At 69.5% G+C, this 14,678-nt stretch carries 14 protein-coding genes; 6 read left to right on the forward strand and 8 right to left on the reverse strand.

What is annotated here, in order from left to right; translation table 11 throughout:
• The 3 genes from VFF46_RS18900 to VFF46_RS18910 all read right to left on the reverse strand — a co-directional run.
• A partial coding sequence (locus VFF46_RS18900) for an NAD(P)/FAD-dependent oxidoreductase (protein ID WP_325038465.1) occupies positions 1 to 935 on the reverse strand: 935 nt, incomplete at its 3' end.
• A gap of 35 nt (positions 936 to 970) precedes the next feature.
• Positions 971 to 2,197, reverse strand: coding sequence for a lactate racemase domain-containing protein (locus VFF46_RS18905; RefSeq protein WP_325038466.1), 1,227 nt, complete (start codon positions 2,195 to 2,197; stop codon positions 971 to 973).
• A complete protein-coding gene (locus tag VFF46_RS18910) occupies positions 2,194 to 2,931 on the reverse strand; it encodes a hypothetical protein (protein WP_325038467.1) in 738 nt (245 codons plus the stop codon). The genes VFF46_RS18905 and VFF46_RS18910 overlap by 4 nt, the downstream gene beginning before the upstream one ends.
• Positions 2,932 to 2,949: 18 nt before the next feature.
• On the opposite strand from VFF46_RS18910, the gene VFF46_RS18915 reads away from it, so the two are divergent.
• Together VFF46_RS18915 and VFF46_RS18920 are read left to right on the forward strand one after the other, a co-directional pair.
• On the forward strand, positions 2,950 to 3,429 hold the full coding sequence (locus VFF46_RS18915) for an NUDIX domain-containing protein (protein WP_325038468.1): 480 nt from the start codon (positions 2,950 to 2,952) through the stop codon (positions 3,427 to 3,429).
• A gap of 108 nt (positions 3,430 to 3,537) precedes the next feature.
• Positions 3,538 to 4,353, forward strand: a complete 816-nt coding sequence (locus tag VFF46_RS18920; protein ID WP_325038469.1) for an AAC(3) family N-acetyltransferase — start codon at positions 3,538 to 3,540, stop codon at positions 4,351 to 4,353.
• On the opposite strand, the gene VFF46_RS18925 is transcribed toward VFF46_RS18920, so the two are convergent.
• The 3 genes from VFF46_RS18925 to VFF46_RS18935 form a co-directional block, all read right to left on the reverse strand.
• Entirely contained in the window at positions 4,346 to 5,368 is a 1,023-nt protein-coding gene (locus VFF46_RS18925) for an NADPH:quinone reductase (protein ID WP_325038470.1), read from the reverse strand. The genes VFF46_RS18920 and VFF46_RS18925 overlap by 8 nt on opposite strands.
• Before the next feature lie 10 nt (positions 5,369 to 5,378).
• Entirely contained in the window at positions 5,379 to 5,858 is a 480-nt protein-coding gene (locus VFF46_RS18930) for a GNAT family N-acetyltransferase (RefSeq protein ID WP_325038471.1), read from the reverse strand.
• Positions 5,859 to 5,943: 85 nt separating this feature from the next.
• Positions 5,944 to 7,680: a hypothetical protein gene (locus tag VFF46_RS18935; RefSeq protein WP_325038472.1), complete on the reverse strand. Its 1,737-nt coding sequence runs from the start codon at positions 7,678 to 7,680 to the stop codon at positions 5,944 to 5,946.
• 192 nt (positions 7,681 to 7,872) lie between these two features.
• On the opposite strand from VFF46_RS18935, the gene VFF46_RS18940 reads away from it, so the two are divergent.
• From VFF46_RS18940 to VFF46_RS18950, 3 genes are all read left to right on the forward strand, one after another.
• Complete coding sequence (locus VFF46_RS18940) at positions 7,873 to 8,394, forward strand: DinB family protein (protein WP_325038473.1); 522 nt, start codon at positions 7,873 to 7,875, stop codon at positions 8,392 to 8,394.
• Between the two features lie 245 nt (positions 8,395 to 8,639).
• Positions 8,640 to 10,526 (forward strand): heparinase II/III domain-containing protein, encoded by a 1,887-nt coding sequence (locus VFF46_RS18945; RefSeq protein ID WP_325038474.1) that lies wholly within the window; start codon positions 8,640 to 8,642, stop codon positions 10,524 to 10,526.
• Between the two features lie 325 nt (positions 10,527 to 10,851).
• A complete protein-coding gene (locus tag VFF46_RS18950; RefSeq protein WP_325038475.1) occupies positions 10,852 to 12,696 on the forward strand; it encodes a heparinase II/III domain-containing protein in 1,845 nt (614 codons plus the stop codon).
• 131 nt (positions 12,697 to 12,827) lie between these two features.
• Here the strand turns inward: VFF46_RS18950 and VFF46_RS18955 are convergent, their stop codons facing one another.
• Complete coding sequence (locus tag VFF46_RS18955; protein ID WP_325038476.1) at positions 12,828 to 13,193, reverse strand: YciI family protein; 366 nt, start codon at positions 13,191 to 13,193, stop codon at positions 12,828 to 12,830.
• Between the two features lie 266 nt (positions 13,194 to 13,459).
• Between VFF46_RS18955 and VFF46_RS18960 the strand changes: the two genes are divergently transcribed.
• Positions 13,460 to 14,092 carry a histidine phosphatase family protein gene (locus VFF46_RS18960; protein WP_325038477.1) on the forward strand — a complete coding sequence of 211 codons (633 nt, stop codon included), beginning with the start codon at positions 13,460 to 13,462 and terminating at the stop codon, positions 14,090 to 14,092.
• On the opposite strand, the gene msrA is transcribed toward VFF46_RS18960, so the two are convergent.
• The coding region (gene msrA, locus VFF46_RS18965; protein ID WP_325038478.1) for a peptide-methionine (S)-S-oxide reductase MsrA at positions 14,093 to 14,678 on the reverse strand (586 nt) is incomplete at its 5' end.

The raw sequence follows: 14,678 nt of genomic DNA on the forward strand, positions 1-14,678 counted from the left end.
GTGATCCGCGTGATCGGGGTGGTGACGACGCTGACGTTGGGCCGCGCGAGGGCCGGGTAGTAGTCGTTCGAGATCAGCACGCGCTTGCAGCCGATCTGGTAGTCCGGCGTCAGTTTCGCGCGCAGTTCGGGATCGGTGACCTGCTTGTGCAGGTGCCGCTTCGCCTGGATCTCAAGGCCTTTCATCAGTTTCGGGTTCCCCGCGAAGCCGGCGCCGCGGCCTTCGAGTCCCCAGTAGATGGCGTTCCGGATCGTCCGTTGCGCGGCCGGGAAGCGCTCGTGCAGCTTGCGTTCCCACGGGCCGATCGCGCGGTCCGGCCTGGGCGTCACCCACGGCGCGGTCCGCTGGTACACGTCCAGCTGCGCCACCTGCGGGGCGATCCGCGGTACGAACTGGATCGCCGACGCACCGGTCCCGATCACCGCGACGTTCCGCCCGCGCAGGTCCTGGTCGTGGTCCCACCGCGCCGAGTGGAACGTCGTACCGTCGAAGGAGTCGAGGCCCGGGATGTCCGGCAGCTTCGGCCGGTGCAGGCTGCCGACGCCGGCCACCAGGGCCTGGGTCTCGATCGTCTCGGCGCCGTTGACAGTGACGGTCCAGCGCCCGTCGGCCTCGTCGAAGACGGCCTCGGTCACCTCGGCCCCGTACCGGATCTTGTCCGCGATGCCGTACTTGTCCGCGCAGTGCCGCAGGTAGCTGAGGATCTCGTCCCAGGGCGCGAACATCCGGGTCCAGCGCGGGTTCTGCTCGAACGAGAACGAGTACAGGTACGACGGGATGTCGCAGGCGCAGCCCGGATAGGTGTTGTCCCGCCAGGTGCCGCCGAGGTCGCCGGCCTGCTCGAGGATGACGAAATCCTCGCAGCCCGCCTGCTTGAGCTTGATCCCCATGCACAGCCCGGCGAACCCGGACCCGATGATGACGACGTCGGTCATAGCGGCACAGGTTACCGGCCGGTCAGGTTCAGCGGCTAGGCCTTGAGGCGGTACAGGGTCTCGCCGGCGTTCGGGACGACGAACGTGTCCGGATCGGCCTCGTAGGCGGCCAGGTCGACGGTTGCCGGGTCCAGGTAGCCGAGGTTGGCGTCGCGGACGACGTCTTCCGGAATGCCGGTGGCGAGCGTGACCTGGACGCGGAGGTGCTCGCCGCTCACCGGGTCCCAGGTGCCGGCGCCGCGCAGGTGCGTGGAGTGCGCGAGGACGCCCCAGTGCAGGTCGCGGAACTTCTCCCACTGGCCGAGGAAGTAGTCGCGGCAGTGGTACCCGATCTCCTCGATCTCCGGGTGCATCGCGGCCAGTTGCGTGACGTGCGGCGCGTACAGGATCACCTCGCCGCCGTCCGCGACCACCGGCTCGAGCTTGTAGAAGCCCTTCGCCGCGGTCCAGATGTCGGCGTACTTCGGCGGCATCACCGAGACCACCCGCCGTACCGGCCGGTCCAGGTACCGGACGTGGGTCTGCGCGGAGATCTCCGCCGCCGCCCGCCAGGACGACTCGGTGTCGCCGAACGCGATCGCGTGCAGCGCGTCGGTACCGGACTGGGCGACCACGGACAGCGCGAGCTTCTCGGCCGGGATCAGCGCGGCGGCCTCGTCGATCAGCGCCCGGACCGGCGTGATGCCCGGCGTACCGATGATGTTCGCGCTGGTGATCAGCGCGCCCAGCCAGTGCGAGAAGTCGATCACCTCCTGGCCGGCGACACCCGGGAAGAAGTACTTGTTGCCGCCGGAGAACCCGACAACCTCGTGCGGGAACACCGGCCCGACGACCAGCGCCACGTCGTGCTCGACGACCGCCCGGTTCAGCCGGACCGGGACCTCGTCGCGGAGCATCTCGTCCGAGATCTCGCCGACCCGGTCCGGGCTGATCGTGCCGAGGTCGGCGAAGGTTTCCGGCTTCCACCACTCGTGGTTGATCACATTCGGGTAGTCGTCGCCGAGGTGCTCGCGGAGCTGCTCCGGGGTCATCTCCGCATGGGTGCCGAGAGCAACCAAGATCGTGACCTGGCTGCCCTTCAGGGCCTGTGTGACCGCCTTCAGCAGCAAGGGGAGCGGGCAGCTGCGGGTCGCGTCCGGGACGATCACACAGACACTGCGCCCCTCCAGCCCCGCACCGGCCAGGGCGTCACCGATGAACGCCGTCACCTCGTCCTCGGTCAGAACCTGACCCGCACCACCGATCACCGCCGCATTCGTCACGCTTCGACCTTACCTACCGGTCGCGTGGAGCGGGACCACTGCACTCCCGCGATCACGGCGTACGCGACGCCGCCCAGAGGGACCGCCCAGAACCGGAAGAACGGGAGCTGACCGGAGAACGCGGTCGCCGCGAACACCACGCCGTACGTCGCGACGCCCGCGATCGTCCCGCGCCACCGGGAGTCGAGCGCGGTACTCGGCAGCGGGCCCATGTGCCGGTCGAGGACCGCGCCGAACGCGCTCAGCCCGACGAGGGAGGTGACGATGATCAGGACGCCGCCGGGCAGCCCGCCGAACACGATCGCGACCGCGTTCAGCAACGTGATCAGCGCGAACGCGACCGCCATGTCCAGCGCGCCGAACGCCAGGTGCGACCGGCGCCTGCGTCCGAGGTTCTCGCCGGTACGGAGCGGGCCTGGGTCGCCGGACAGACGCCGTACGGTCAGGATCAGGCCGGTCGCGAGGACAATCAGGATCAGTACGCCGAGGATCGACAGCGTGACGGAGCGGGTTGTCGACATGTACTGGTGGACCACGCCGCCGGACACGCAGCTCGCCGACGGCGGGAACCAGCTGGTCCGCGGTACGGCGTCCATCGCGCCGATCTTGCGCGCGCAGTCCTCGCCGGGGTCGTACCAGCCCGGCTGCGACAACGTCACCGCCGTCGTCCACACCAGCCCACCGATCAGCCCCAGCCCCAGCAGAGATCCCGCCCGCCGCCGTACCCAGTCCACGGCTCTACCCTCTCACCCGTGGATCCTTACCTTGCCCAGCTCCGTCGCGACGTAGGCTCCCGGCTGTTGCTGCTGCCCGGCGCGCAGGTACTGGCGCTCGACGCCGACGACCGCATCCTGTTCCAGCGCAGCCGCGACACCGGCCACTGGGAACTCCCCGCCGGCGGCGCCGAACCCGGCGACAGCTTCCGCAGTACGGCGGCCCGCGAGTTCACCGAGGAGACCGGGCTGGTCGTGTCCGAACAGGACCTGGTCCCGTTCGCGAGCGTGTCACGCCCCGACATACACACCCTCACCTACCCGAACGGCGACCGGGTGCAGTGCTTCGCCCTCTGCTTCGAAACCCGCACCTGGACCGGCACCCTCCACCCGGCAGCCGACGAAGTACTCGAAGCCGCCTTCTTCTCGTCGCCCCCAGGCCCGCTCCACCCGCCCACCGACTTGGTGCTGCGCCTCCACGCCACCTATCGGGAAACAGGCCTGTTCCAGGCTCACTGACGGCGCTTGGGCGCCTTCGCCCGCCTGGCGTGCTCCAGGAGCTCCCGCACCCGCTCCGCCGTGACCATCTGCCCATCTTCGGGCACGAGGGCGTGGGATAGTGCTCGGATGCGGGTGAACCTACGGGATCTGACCGACGGTCTGCGGCAGTTGGGGCTTGGGCGGGGGTCCGAGGTGCTAGTGCACTCGTCGTTGAGTTCTTTCGGGTACGTCGACGGTGGGGCGGAGGCGGTGTGTGCGGCGTTGACCGAGGTGTGCGGGACCGTGGTGATGCCGGGTGGTAGCTGGGATCTGACCGGGGTGCCGGCGCCGCCGGGGTTGGTGCGGCCGCGGAATGCGTACTGGAACGCGGAAAGCTGGGACGAGTTCGACGAGAAGTTGTCCCAGGCAACCAGTTTCCGTCAGGACCTCCCGGTCGACCGCTGGCTCGGAACGATCCCGGAAACCTTCCGCCAGAGCCGTACGCCGTCGCGGAGTGAGCATCCGCTGTTCTCCTACCTGGCCGAGGGGGCGGCCGCCGACCGCATCCTCGCGGCCCAGCGCCCCGACTGGCCGCTCGGCCCGATCGAGGCACTCGACGGCGACGTCCTCCTGCTCGGCGTCACGCACACCTCGAACACCACGATCCACCTCGCCGAGCAGTACCTCGGCCGCTCGCGGTTCTACCGGTACGGGAAGTCCGCCGACGGCCTGTGGGTCGAGTACCCGAACATCCCCGGCGAGAGCCACAGGTTCGACGCCATCGAGCCGGCACTGCGCCGCGCGACCAAGGAAGTCCTGATCGGCCGGGCCCGCGCCCGCCGGATCCCCAAGCAGGCGGTCCTGACCGCGACCCGCGACCTGATCGAAGCAGATCCCGCCGCCCTGCTCTGCACCGACGACCCCACCTGCCGCTGCGCCGCGGCCCTGCAGCAGATCAGCTGACGTCGATCAGCACCTTGCCGACGATGCCGCGCTCGACCGCGGCGTGCGCCTCGGCGGCCTGGTCGAGAGCGTAGTGGTGCAACGGGATCCCGGCCTCCGGCCCGACCCGGATCGCCCCGGCCGCGACCGCCGCGGCGACGTCGCCGAGCCCGCGCGGCCGCCACGACTCCGGCGCCGTGTACAGCAGCACGAACTGCCAGCGCGCGTTCGGCACCATCGACGCCCGGACCGGGAGTTCCATCGTGCCGCCGCCGTCGGTCGCGTACGCCGCCACCGATCCGTGCGGCGCGATCACCGCGGCGTCGATCGCAGCGTTCGCCGCCGGCGACACCTCGACGATCGTGTCGACCCCGCCCGGCGCGATCGCCCGTACCTCGGAAACGACGTCCTGCTGCTTGTAGTCGATCACGTGGTCCGCGCCCGCCAGGCCCGCGAGGTTGCCCTTCTCCGGGCTGCTCACGGTCGTGATCACGGTCGCGTCCGACCACCGCGCGAGCTGGATCGCCGCGTTGCCGACCGCGCCGGCACCGCCCGCGACCAGCACGGTCCGCCCGGCCAGCCTGCCCGGCCCGAGGTGATCCGGCCCGTCCTCGGTCACCGTCAGACAGCGATGCGCGGTCAGGAACGGTACGCCGAGCGAAGCGCCCAGGTCGTACGACGCCGCGTCGGGCAGCGGCACCACATGCCGCACCGGCACCACGGCGTACTCCTGCGCCGTACCACCCTCCGGCCGCTGGTACGCCGCCTCCCAGAGCCACACGCGCTGCCCGCGGAGGCCTGCGTCGACGCCCTGACCGACCCCGTCCACGACGCCGGAGCCGTCATGGTTCGGCACCTGCGCCGGGTGGACCGGCGTACCGGGCTCGTTGCCGCGGCGCGTCTTCCAGTCGGTCGGGTTCACGCCCGACCGGTGGATCCGCACCCGCACTTCTCCCGGCCCCGGGTCGGGCATCGGCCTGTCCACGAGGGTCAGGACATCGGGCTCACCGGTCACGGAGTACTCGACAGCTCGCACCCCACCGACGCTACCTCAGCCGCTTGGTGAACATCAGCGTCGCCGCGTCGTCGTTCCGCACCAGCTCCATCGGGGGCACCTGGCGGCCGTCGTAGATCAGCCCGCGGCCGTCCGGGAGGTACCCGCGCCGGACGTACATCCGCTGCGCCTGCCCGTAGTCCGGGTACAGCCCGACGCCGATCCCGACCACGCCCGACCGCTCCGCGACCTTCGCCTCGGCGGCATCCATCAACGCCGACCCGATACCCCGGCGGCGGAGTGCGGGCAGGACGTTGAAGTCCTGGATCTCCGGGATGTTCCCGAAGTACGGCGACTCCCACCGCACGGTCACGTACCCGGCGTACGAACCGTCGACCGTCGCGACCAGGACATCCCGTACGCCGGCACGCTGCTCGGCGAGGTAGCGCTCGTACTGCGCCACCGGCTTCGTCCCGTCGAAGGCGGCCGAGATCACCTCCGGGTCGTCGTCCCGCAGCGCCCGAATCTCCATGGGCGCCAGCGTGCTGGAGGCCGGGACCGCCGCGCAAACGGATTACCGGCCGGGAGGGCGCGGACGGCGCCCTCCCGGCGGGGGATCACGGCGTCGGGTCGGGGTAGCTGCCTCCGAGGATGTCGGTGTTTCCGAAGGTCGCGGGACAGGTGCCGAGCACGTTCGGTGCCGGCGCCGGGCTCGCGGTGTAGAGCGAGGCCCGGTAGGCGTTGATCGACGAGCAGACACCGGCGTTGTGCGCGTCGTTCCAGACCGCGACCGCCGTGTCGTTGGTCGCCGCGGCGTACACGTAGTCGCCGAGGAACTCCGAGGTGAGGCTGTTCGCGCTACTGCCGCGCGGGTCGCCGCCTGCTGTCCGCTCGAGGGTGGACCACCCGGACGGTACGCCGTTCACGACGTTCGCATGCCGTACCTCCCCGACGAGACCGCGAGGATCCGTGGTGTTGTCGCGGTACGGCGTCGTGAACGAGTTGTGCACGACGTACAGGTCGGTGCCGTCCGGGGACACCGCGGGCGCCGTGTACACCGGGCGGTCGCCGGCCGTCAGTGGGATCGGAGCCGGCGTGGACCAGGACGTACCGCCGTTCCGCGACCAGGTCAGCATCAGTTGCTCGTGGTTCAGGCCGGCCCGGCCGTCGGACCAGCTCATGAAGATCTCGTTGGTCGCGCCAACGCCGCTCGGGCGGCCGTTCGCGATGTCGACGCTCGGCGCGCCGGCCAGGTCGACGCGCGCTCCGGCGATCCCGTCCATCACCGGACGGCCCTGCACCGGATCCAGCACACCGGGCTCGCTCACCGCAGCGACCGCGGTCGGTCCGGTGAAGTGCGCGCCGCCGTCGGTCGACTTGTACATCAGTTGCAGAGTCGCGCCGCCGCGGACACCGACACCGAAGACGTAGACGGTGCCCGTGCTGTCCGTGCGGATGGTGCATCCGTCGGGCTGCTGGCTGATGCCGTTGCTCGTGGCGGGCCCTACCTGGCTCGTCGTCCAGGAGCGGCCGCCGTCGGCCGATCGCGCGACGGTGAGCGGTACGGGCGCGGCCTGTCCGTGGCTGTTACTCCGGAAGCTGGCCCAGCAGGTGTAGACGTGGCCGAAGAACCTGCTGCTCGCGGCGTTGTCGGCGTACACCTGCTCCTTGTCCGAGAAGGTCGTCGACGACTGCCTCGAGATGATCACCGGTGCGGTCCAGGCCGACGCGTCGTTCGCCGCCGCGGCGCGGGGGTTGTCGGTGGTCGACACCGCGATCGCCTCGGCACCACGGAACGTCTCGAGCTTCCGGACGGCGGAGAAGTTCGACGTCAGGTTGGCGTAGTACAGCCGGGAGCCGTTCGTCCAGGAGAACGTGCCGTCCGGACCGGGGCGCGGTCCGAAGGCGACGGCCGGGTCACCGTCGGACACCAGGCCCGCCTCGTAGTAGTGCGGCAGCGTCCCGATCGGCCCGACCTGCGGCGTACAGGCCGCCGGCCCGAGGCAGTTACGAGCGGTCCATCCGGTGTACGTCGGTTGCGTCCAGCTGTGGCCGCTGTCGAACGAGAAGTACACCCCGGAAACGCCGACGCCGGTGGTGAACGGACAGGTACTCGGGTCGCCGGCGGCGCAGGACTCCATGTCGATCTCGTCGTTCGAGCCGGCGACGACGACCGACGGATCATGCGCGTCGATGGCGACCGCGGGCTCGTTCTGCTTGTTCTGCGAGAACGGTGTCGGCGGGCTGCCGACCGTCACCTCGGCCGCCGGTGCCGCGTACGCGGCGACCGCGGCGCCGGACAGGGCGGCTGCGAAGGCAGCGACGGAAGCGATGATCAGGCGTGTTCTGCCCATGATCCCTCCCAGGACGGCGGTCGGGCCGGGACGGATTCCCGGCTCGATGCGGGCGTTTTCGACAGTGCACCGGCGCCCGGTGCCGCACAACACCTCGGACCCGGGCATGACAATTCGTGGCGCCTCGAGCACCTGAAGTCATTGTCGAGAAGAGGTCAAAATCTGACCGCTACAGAAGGTTAGAGTCGGGCCATGACGACAAACGAGCAGGGCCTCTCGGGTGAGCGGGCGGACATCATCGAGCTTCTCGCCAGCCGCCGGAACTTCCTGCGGCACACCGCGCAGGGGCTGACCGACGAGCAGGCGACCACCCGCAGCACCAAGAGCGAACTGACCGTCGGCGGGCTGATCAAGCACGTCTCGACGGTCGAGCAGCGCTGGGCCGAGTTCGCGCAGGGCAAGGAGGACGCGATGCCGGCCGAGTACACCCCGGAGGTGATCGCCGCCTGGCAGGACCAGTTCCGCTTCGTCGGCGGCGAGACGCTGGCCGACGTACTCGCGGAGTACGAGAAGGTCGCCGCCGCCACCGAGGAACTGGTCCGCACCCTCGACCTCGACACCAAGTACGAACTCCCGGTCGCCCCCTGGCAGCCGCCGGGCGTCTTCTGGACGGTCCGGATGGCCTTCCTGCACATCGCCGCCGAAACCGCCCAGCACGCCGGCCACGCGGACATCATCCGGGAGACCATCGACGGCCAGAAAACCATGGGCTGACCCCATGGCCGAAGCGCCAGGACCTCGGCGGTCCTGGCGCTTCGTCCTGTCCGGCGCAACCTTTCGCCGAATCGGCGCATCAAGCGGGCAGAGAATTCCCGCTATGCTGACCGCGCCGAAGTTGGGCTCGGGGTGGGAGAAAGTCAGGGCTCGGGGTGGGAGCGAGGTACAACGTCATGCGGTTCAGACGATCGGCCAGTCTGGTCGTGGGGGTAGCTGTCCTGCTGGTGGGGGCAGGAGCAGCAGTGGGAGAAACGCGGACGTCGGGGGAGAACCCCGGCATCCGGATCGTGCCGGGACCGGTGGATCCGGCCGAGGCGCAGTTCGTGCCGGGGGCAAGCAACGTCGTACCTCCGACGGCGGCGCCGGCCACGGACATCGGCGTCAGCCGGGCGAGGTCGCTGGCCGCCGCGCCGTTCTACGCGTGTTCGGGGTTCAGCGGGATCGAGCGACCGAACCCGGTGGAGAACCTGTACGCCGACACGTTCACCTGGGCGCCGTACGCGGCGTACAAGGTCGGAGACGGCAACGGCAACATCAACTGGTCGCTGAACCCGTACAAGAACGCCAGCTGGTACATGTGGCTGCACTCGCTGCGCTGGCTCGGGCAGGGCATCATCGCGGGCGGCAAGGGCGACCTGAAGGCGCTGGCCCGGGTCAACGCGATCGCCTACGACTGGTACCGCGACAACCCGTACTCGTGGAAGGCGAACGTCGGCGCCTGGGAATCCACGATGCACCGCACCAACGTGCTGATCTGCCTGCGCCAGGCGGTCCTGGCCGGACTGCAGGTGACCGAGCTGCCGGCCGACTACGCCTGGGTCGACATGGCCCTGCTGAGCCACGCGCGGTTCCTCACGAACTACTGGAGCGGCGCCTGGAACCACGGCACCGACGAGAGCATCGCCTTGTTCGGGGTCGGCTGCACGCTGAACCGGGACGACTACAAGAACCTCGCCCAGCAACGCCTGGGCGCCGCGATCACCACCTCGATCGACGCCGAGGGGGCGACCAACGAGCAGTCGACCGGGTACGCCTCGTTCAACTACTCGCTCTGGGGACGCGCCTCGACCGTCCTGCAGAACTGCGGGGTCGATCCGGGGACGACGATCGCGACCAGGCGTGACCTGCTGGCCAAGTTCCTGACGCTGGCGACGAACTCGCTCGGCAAGCTGCACCAGATCGGTGACACCGAGGTGCAGGCGACGTCCCCGTACGCCGGAACGCCGATGGAGTACGCCGGTTCGCTCGGCACGGCCGGTGCGGCGCCGCCGTGGCGGGTCGCGAACTACTCGGCCGGGTACGTGTTCGGCCGGACCGGGTGGGGGACAGATCCGGGCCGGACGTTCGCGGACGAGTCGACGTACAGCATCAGGTACGGGCCGGCGCGGGCGTTCCACGGGCACTTCGACCACACGAGCATCACGTACACGTCGCGGGGCCGGGAGATCCTGGTCGACGGCGGGTTCGCGGCGTACAACGCCGGCGCGTACCGGACCTGGGTGGTGAGCCCGAGCGCGCACAGCGTGCTGACCACGCCGCTGTCCGCGAACGCGAACCCGGTGACCCGGCTGACCTCGTCGTCGGTGAAGGACACCGCGGAGTCGTACGTGCTGACCGATGCGCCGGCCACCGGGGTCAGCCGGATCCGCTCGGTCCTGGTGCTGAAGGACCCCGATCTGCTCGTCGTGTGGGACCGGGCGTCGTCGAAGACCGCGCAGCAGTTCCAGACGTTGTGGCACCTGCCGGCCGACCAGAAGGCGTCCATCTACTCCCGGACGACCGCGATCGCAATGGCTCCCGGGGACACCTCGCGGACGATCCTGTTCCAGGTGCCGTTCAAGCAGGCACTGCCGCCGGGCGCGATCCTGCTCAAGCAGGCCCAGACCAACCCGATCCAGGGCTGGCAATACCCGAGCAGTTTCGTCCGTAACTCGGCGCCGACGCTGATGCTCGCCCGATCCGGCACCACCGCGTCGATCCTGTCGTTCGTCGTACCGGTGAAAGCCACCGGCGGCGTCACGTACGCGATCCGCCAGTCCGGCACCACGACCATCTTCGACCTGAGCGTCGCCGGCCGGAAAACCTCGGTCGCCATCTCCGGCGGCGGCTCCCTCTTCCGCGCCGGCTGACCGACGACCCTGAAGCGCCAGGAGGATCTCCTGGCGCTTCAGAACCTTTCGCCGTCTCGGCGCATCGGGGTTTGTAAGGGGAGATACAAACCTCGGTGAGCTGACCGCCCCCATGGGCTGCCGTGGTCCGGTGTGCCGCGTCGCGGTGCGCCTGTCCGCTCAGGAGACCGTCGCCGGTGTCCGGAGACGGCGGGGGAGAGGTACAAACTTCATGCGATTCAGGGGAAGGGCCGGTCTGGCCGTGGGAGTCGCTGTTCTGCTGCTGGGGGCAGGGACTGCGGAAGGAGAAACGCGAGCGCCGCGGGACAATCCGGGGATCCGGATCGTGCCCGGGCCGGAGGAGCCGGCGGAGGCCCAGTTCGTGTCCGGGGCGAGCAACGTCGTACCGGCGACCGCTACGCCGGCGACGGACATCGGCACGACGCAGAACAAGGTCCGGGCACTCGCTGCGCCGTTCTATGCGTGTCCGGGGTTCAGCGGGATCGAAGCGACGAACCCGCCGGCGAACCTGTACGCCGACAAGTTCGCCTGGGGACCGTATGCGGCCTACCAGGTCGGCAACGGCGGCGGAAACGTCAACTGGTCGCTGAACCCGTACAAGAACGCCAGTTGGTACATGTGGTTCCACTCGCTCCGTTGGCTCGGCCAAGGAATCATCGCCGCGGGCAAGGGCGATCTGACCGCGCTGACCCGGGTGAACACGATCGCGTACGACTGGTATCGCGACAATCCGTATTCGTGGAAGGCGAACGTCGGCGCGTGGGAGTCCACCATGCACCGCACGAACGTCCTGATCTGCCTGCGTCAGGCGATCCTGTCTGGTCTGCAGGTCACCACCCTGCCGACGCGCTATGCCTGGGTGGACGCCGCGTTGCTGAGCCATGCCCGCTTCCTGACGAACTACTGGAGCGGCGCGTGGAACCACGGCACGGACGAGAGCATCGCGCTCTTCGGCGTCGGCTGCACACTGGCCCGGAGCGACTACAAGAACCTCGCCCAGCGACGACTCGCGACCGGGATCACTACGTCGATCGACACACAGGGGTCGACCAACGAGCAGTCGACCGGGTACGCCGCCTTCAACTACGCGCTCTGGGGCCGTGCGATCGCGGTGCTGCAGAACTGCGGCGTCGATCCCGGTACGACGATCGCGACCCGGCGCGCACTGCTCGCCAAATGGTTGACGCTGGCCACCAATTCGCTGGGCAAGCTGCATCAGCTCGGAGACACCGAAGTACGGGCGACGGACCCGTGGACCGGGACACCGATGGAGTACGCGGGTTCGCTCGGGAAGACGGGTACGGTGCCGCCCTGGCGGGTCGGGGTCTACTCGGCGGGGTACGTGTTCGGGCGGACCGGGTGGGGGACCGATCCGGCGCGCGGGTTCACGGGCGAGTCGGCATACAGCATCAGGTTCGGTCCGGCACGGGCGTTCCACGGGCACTTCGACCACACCGGCATCACGTATACGGCGCGCGGGCGTGACATCGTCGTCGACGGCGGGTACGCGGCGTACAACGCCGGGGCGTACCGGACCTGGGCCGTCGGCCCGAGCGCGCACAGCGTCATGACGACGCCGCTGTCGGCGTACCTGAATCCGGTGACACGACTGATCGCCTCGGCGGTGAAGAGCAACTCGGAGTCGTACGTGTTCACCGACGTGCCGGGGAGTGGCATCAGCCGCGCGCGCTCGGTCCTGGTCCTGAAGGATCCGGACCTGCTCGTCGTGTGGGACCGGGCGTCGGCGAAGACCGCACAGGTGTTCCAGACGCTGTGGCACCTCCCGCCGGACCAGCGCGCGACGGTCTACTCCCGGACGACCGCGGCGGCGATCGCGCCCGGCGACGGGACGCGGACGGTCCTGTTCCAGGTCCCGTTCAAGCAGGCGCTGCCGCCCGGAGCGATGCTGGTCAAGCAGGCGCAGACCAACCCGATCCAGGGCTGGTACTACCCGACCAGCTACCACCGCCGCTCCGCCCCGACGGTGCTGCTGGCCCGGTCGGGCAGGTCCGCGTCGATCCTGTCCTTCGTCGTCCCGGTCCGGGCCTCCGGCACGGTCACCTACTCCGTCCGCGAGTCCGGTACGACGTTCATCGTCAACCTGAACGTGGGCGGCCGGAAGACCGCCATCGCAATCTCCGCCGGAGGCTCCCTCTACCGCGCCGGTTGACCTTGTCCGAGCGGCACGCTCCGCCTGGGTGTGCCGCTCGGCGTCGTACCGGCCGTGCTCGTGCACGATCGGCAGCCCGCCTGCCGCGTGCGGGGCGCCTCCTTCCGGGGGGCGCCCCGCGCGGCTCCGGCTCAGGCGGACTCCGGGAAGCGGTTGCGGCGCTGGAAGCTGTGCACCTCCTGCGGCCAGCCGCACGCCTCGGCGATCTTCCCCGCCCAGTGCCGCGCCGCTTCCTCGTCGGCCACATCCAGTACGGCGAACCCGCCCAGGTGCTCCTTCGACTCGACGTACGGCCCGTCGGTGAACATCGGCGTACCACTGGAAGCGTCCACACTGAACACCGGCGCCTCCGGATCCAGCCCACCGGTGAAGATCAGCACACCGGCCTCCCGCATCTCCGCCAGCAACGGCTTCAACGCCCTGGACTTCCCCGCCAACTCCTCGTCCGTATGCTCCGGCACCCACTCGTCGTTGAAGGCAACAAGGTACTCAGCCACAACATCCTCCTCCACAGGCAGCCCAACGCCACCCTTCACCCCCACCACGAACAACCCCACCCCAATCCGACACCTCACCCTACGACCGGACTGAATTAGTGCGCCCAGGTCCGCATGGGCTCGGTGCCGACGGACCTCCCGTGACGCCCCGTCCTCCTCAGGTCTGATGAGACCGGGTGGCAAGTCCTGTTCACCCGCTCGGCGAACCGGGGAGGAGCGGGCGGCGTCTATCAAGGCGAAGCGTCGACGGGCAGACGGAGGATTGAATGACCGGATCGGGCACCCGTTACCTCTACCTCGCCAGGCACGCTGAGGCGCTGCCGGACGAGAGCGGTCTGACCGACCGTGGTCGTCTCCAGGCGACGCTGCTCGGCCGGAGACTGCGGGACGTCCCCGTCTCCACCGTTCATCACGGTCCGCTTCCGCGCGCGGCGCAAACGGCTCAGTTGGTCAAGGACCAGCTGAAGTGCAACGCCCCGCTGGTGGAGTCGGACGCGGCCGGAGACTACATCCCGCACGTGCCGGAGAAAGCCGAGCTACCAGCCGAGTCGGCCGACGATCTGCTCGGCTTCGTCCGACAGGCCACAGCCGAGGAGCTCGAACGTGGCCCCGAGCGAGCCCGCGCGGCCCTGGAATGCTTCACAGGGCCGGCGGACGGCGAGCGGGAACACCACGAACTGGTAGTGACCCACAACTTCCTGATCGGCTGGCTCGTCGCACACGCGATGGACGCGCCCAACTGGCGCTGGCTCAGCCTGACTCACTGCAACGCCGCACTGACAGTCCTCCGCTACACACCCGGCCGACCGTCTTCAGTCCTCACATACAACGACACGCGACACCTCCCAGCCAACCTCTGCTGGACCGGCTTCCCCGCAGAACTGCGCCCGCCCTACTAGCTAGGCGTCCGCCGGGAACGGTACGCCGGTGTTGCTGTGGCAGCGGTAGCCGTTGGGGTTTTTGTGGAGGTACTGCTGGTGGTAGGCCTCCGCGTAGTAGAACGTTGTCGCGGGGGCTATTTCGGTGGTGATGTCGTCGTAGCCGAGGGGCTTGATGACGGGGGCGTAGAGGTCGCGGGTGCGCTCGGCTTCGGCGCGCTGGGCGTCGGTGGTGTAGTAGACGGCCGAGCGGTACTGCGAGCCGAGGTCGTTGCCCTGGCGCATGCCCTGCGTCGGGTCGTGGGTCTCCCAGAAGACCTTTAGCAGGTCGGTGAAGGTGGTCTTGGCCGGGTCGTAGACGACGCGGACGGCCTCGGCGTGGCCGGTGCGACCGGTGCAGACCTCCTCGTACGTCGGGTTCGGGGTGTAACCGCCCGCGTACCCGACGGCCGTGGTGTAGACGCCCGGCTGCTGCCAGAAGATCTCCTCGGTACCCCAGAAGCATCCGGTGCCGAACCAGACCTCCTCGAACCCCTCGGGCGCGGCGGCGGTCTGCGGCGTGTGCAGGACGATGTTCTCGTCCGGCACGGCGAAGCCGGGAGTGGGC

The organism is Kribbella sp. (assembly GCF_035655035.1).
Lineage (GTDB): Bacteria > Actinomycetota > Actinomycetes > Propionibacteriales > Kribbellaceae > Kribbella.